At 67.8% G+C, this 3,666-nt stretch carries 4 protein-coding genes; all 4 read right to left on the reverse strand.

Translation table 11 applies throughout. From position 1 onward, the window contains the following. Positions 1 to 51 precede the first annotated feature (51 nt). The 4 genes from ACFW2E_RS31155 to ACFW2E_RS31170 all read right to left on the reverse strand — a co-directional run bounded on the left by ACFW2E_RS31155 (position 52) and on the right by ACFW2E_RS31170 (position 3,183). On the reverse strand, positions 52 to 510 hold the full coding sequence (locus ACFW2E_RS31155) for a MarR family winged helix-turn-helix transcriptional regulator (protein ID WP_384470425.1): 459 nt from the start codon (positions 508 to 510) through the stop codon (positions 52 to 54). A 322-nt stretch (positions 511 to 832) separates the two neighbouring features. Beyond that, entirely contained in the window at positions 833 to 1,441 is a 609-nt protein-coding gene (locus ACFW2E_RS31160) for a hypothetical protein (RefSeq protein WP_384470428.1), read from the reverse strand. Between the two features lie 671 nt (positions 1,442 to 2,112). Continuing rightward, the gene (locus ACFW2E_RS31165) at positions 2,113 to 2,406 is read right to left on the reverse strand and encodes a LysR family transcriptional regulator (RefSeq protein WP_384470446.1); all 294 of its coding nucleotides are present in this window, start codon (positions 2,404 to 2,406) and stop codon (positions 2,113 to 2,115) included. A 114-nt stretch (positions 2,407 to 2,520) separates the two neighbouring features. Further along, positions 2,521 to 3,183, reverse strand: a complete 663-nt coding sequence (locus tag ACFW2E_RS31170) for an SDR family NAD(P)-dependent oxidoreductase (protein ID WP_384470449.1) — start codon at positions 3,181 to 3,183, stop codon at positions 2,521 to 2,523. Positions 3,184 to 3,666 lie beyond the last annotated feature (483 nt).

Raw genomic sequence — 3,666 nt, forward strand, 5'->3', positions numbered from 1 at the left:
TGGGCGTGCGGGGCAACCCGGTCACGCCCCCGCGCGCGGACGACGTAACGACTAGCAGCTGGGCGCTATGCGCTCGAGTACCTCCGCGGCCGCGGCGATGTCGCAGCCTTCCAGGCGGGAGAAGACGTGGCGGCGCACACTCGCAAGGTTGGTGGGCCATGCCTGCTTCAGTTGCGTCCATCCGGCGCTGGTGAGAACGGCGAGCCACGCCCTTCCGTCGTCCGGCGCCTTCTGCCGGATCACCAACGACTGCGACTCCAGCCGGTTCACCACCCTGGTCATACCGCTCAGTGACAGCCCGCACAGGCTGGCGAGCTCACTCATCCGCATCTGGTTGTGCGGCGCCTCCGAGAGGTGCACCAGGACGGTGTATTCGGTGCTGGTGATCGGATGTTCTTCGAGCATGTCCGCGTCGACGACTCGGGGCAGGAGCGTAATTACCCTCCCGAGGGCCCGCAGGAAGGCCTCCTCATCGCGGTTGAGGGGCTTGATCGTCGTCACGTCTGCCATGAGTACAGTGTAAATGGCTCAGCCTGGTCACAGATCACGGCGAACTTGCTTTTCCGTGTCGAACGGGGCCGTGGGGAAAGAGGGTGAGTCAACGCTGTCCAGGGAAAAAGTGTGCGAGATAAGCAACGCTATACGATAAGTGGCCGTTCGCTTATACTTGCATGGGAAAGTAAAAATGGGTATGTTCGGATGGAGAAGCGCGACTCCGCGACCGTGACTCCGCAACACCGTGCGGACACTCCCGCCGTCCTCGATGGTCCCCGCGCGGGTCGGCCCGGCGGGGCACATCCTCCGCACCCGTGCGGGGACCGGTCCGTCCGGGTCAGCCGGCGTCCGCTCCTGCGCTGGGCGTGGATCGCTCTTCGGACTTGTGGAGGGCGTACAGCACCGAGCGCTTCTGCCGGTGCCGACGGACGCGGCCCTTGGCGACCAGCGACTCGAGGGTGTTCCGCACGACCTGGGGTGTCGGAGCCCGGTCCGGGTGCTTCTCCAGGAGCTCGTCCCGCAGCTCCTTGGCCAGACGCGGCTCGTCATGGGCGTCGAGCAGGTCCATCAGAATGTCTCCGAGCAGAGGCTGAGGCGACTTCCCCTTCGCGCCAGACCGTGTCGTGCCCATGATGGTACGCCGGGTGGCGGCCCCGGACAGCCGTCGCGATGCCCCCCCGGACGGAGGGGGGACGACGCCGGACACATGCCTTCCCTCTTGGCCGGCTGACGATTCGTTCTGTGCCTGCTCCGGCAGTCGTGACGCATCCGACAAGCCTTCGTACCGCTTCGCGAGAGTCAGAATGTCCGTCAGCAGGGCTTCTTCCTGCTTCAACATCGTGAGCTTCTCTGTCAGTTCCCGCTGTCGTCGGCGATTTTCCTCAAGATCCGACGCGGCCTGCTCGACATACCGCGATCGGAGCGTGGCGGCTGATTGGCTGGTCACAACCGGTCACTCCCTCTCATCAATGACGCTGCGCATGCTACCCAGACCTGTGCAGACGCGCGCGGCGTCTGTTGGAAGGAAGCCCGAGGAGGAGGGAGAGAGGAGAGCATCGCGGCGTACGGGTGTGCTGGGGCTGCGAGTCGAGCACGTGTGAGGGCAAGGTGATACGACGAGATCACCTGCGGCGATGGGCGTAGGCCGACCGGCCGGTTGTCCGTGCGGTCACTTCTCCGCCCGCGCTCGGGCCAGTGCGACCACCTCTTTCGGGGGTTTGATCAGAATGCCCCGGTCCAGCAGGTGATAGGCCCTGCGCCCCTCGGTGTGTCCGGGGGCGTGTATCGGAACGGGCGCTCCCGGCAGGTCGAGCGAGTCTGTCGGGGGAAACGCTCGTGGGGCGACCACGGGCACGTGTGCCCTGCCCCGGCACGAAGCGCGTGACCGGCCCGCGGGAGCACTCCTGGTCGCCATGCCTGAGCCGGAGTGCTGGACGGACCGTACGGGTCGAGGAGGGAGACGACGCCACGGACCACGGCGACGTCGACGGCCCGCTGCCGCAAAGCCTGCACCGGATCGTCGGTACGGGTCAGAGTGACCGACGCGCTGGTGGCTGCCTCGAAGCCGTTCACGGCATGCTGCGCCCAGGGTCCGGCAACGGACAGGTGAAGCCGAGCCTAAGCGTGACCATGCGGCGCGCGGCGGCCAGGGCCTGGTCGAACGCCCTCCACGCGCAGGAGGAACTCCGTGGCGGCGTCGGTCAGTTCCACCTGCCGTAAGGCGCGGTTGAGCAGGCGGACGTTCAGCGCGGCCGCCAACTGGGCGATCGTGCGGCTGAGGGTGAGGGCCGGCTGCGTGATCGACGACTGCTGGGCGGCCCTGTTGAAGGAACGAAACGTGCCACAGCGGTGAAGGCTCGCAGGTGACGCAGTTCGACTTCCATGGCCGTCAGCTCCTCTCGGCCTGTCGATGCCTGCTGCATGGAGCCGGTCCCATCGGCATTTGACAAGCCCGGTCGTCCTGGCCGGGGGCGTATGGGTATGCCCGGGGCCGCCGACCGTGTTGCCCGGGGCACCTGTGCGACGTCAGTGTCCGGCGCTCTGGCCGCCGTCGACGTGCAGGATCTCGCCGTTGACGAAGGGCGCGTTCTCGAGGTAGACGACCGCGTCGACGACGTCGCTCACCTCGCCCATTCGGCCGACCGGGTGCAGGTCGGCGAGGGCCTCGTGGTGCTCCTCGCCATGCCTCGGCGTCTTGATGACACCCGGCGCGACAGCGTTGCTGCGGATGCCGCGGGTGGCGTACTCGATGGCCACCCCCTTGGTCGCGGACTGCAGGCCGCCCTTCGTGAGCGAAGCAAGCACGGCGGGCACCGCGGAGCTGGCGTGGTCCACCAGGCTGGTGGTCATCTGGACGACATGGCCGCCGCCCGGTTGGAGCATGTGCTCGACCGCGAGTTGGGTGATGCGGAAGAACCCGGTCCGGTTCACGCCCGTCACGGCGTCGTAGTCCGCCTGGGTGTACTCGTGGAAGGGCTTGGCCACGAAAATGCCGGCATTGTTGACCAGGGCGTCAATGCGTCCGAAGCGCTCGATCACGGCGCTCGCCACGCGCTCGGCAGTGGCGGGGTCGGCGATGTCGCCCTGGACGGTGAGGACATCAGGGTCCTGCGAGGACGCGATGTTGCGGGAGGTGGCGACGACGGCTTGGCCCAGCTTGCGGTAGGCGTCGACCAGGCCGGCGCCGATGCTGTCACGGGGGAGAAGGGGCGGCGCACAAAGGGCCGGTCGTCTTGATCAGGCCCGCCCGGCTTCCGGCGACCTTCCGGCCCGCAGGTGGCCGGGGGGCATCGGACGGCGGGGGCGGACACGGAGTCGCTCAGCCTGCGGCGGGGCTCGCCATGGCCGTGTTCTGCAGGTCCTGCCCGCGGTGACGCGGCGCAACGGGCCGGCGAGCAGGTGCATCACTTCCCAGCCCCGCCGCCATCCGTGGTTTCGGCCTCGTGCGGGGGCACATGCGCGGAGGCTGTGACGACTCACAAGGCGCCGGACATGCACGGCAGGAGCGGGAACGATCGGCTGGTGCCGGGGGTCCGTGAGGCGTCATGTGCCGCGCTCGCGTTTGACGCAGGACGAGCGGGCGGCGAATTTTTGGGACCGGGGGTGTAAAAACGGGTTTTAAACACACGCACAGTAACGATCACCCCCCCGGGAGCAGCCCGGGATGATTTG

The organism is Streptomyces sp. NPDC058964, from assembly GCF_042741275.1.
Classification (GTDB): domain Bacteria; phylum Actinomycetota; class Actinomycetes; order Streptomycetales; family Streptomycetaceae; genus Streptomyces.

Excerpts from the sequence above, each read along its gene's own strand:
- ACFW2E_RS31155 (WP_384470425.1), bottom strand. The coding sequence starts at position 510 with ATGGCAGACGTGACGACGATCAAGCCCCTCAACCGCGATGAGGAGGCC.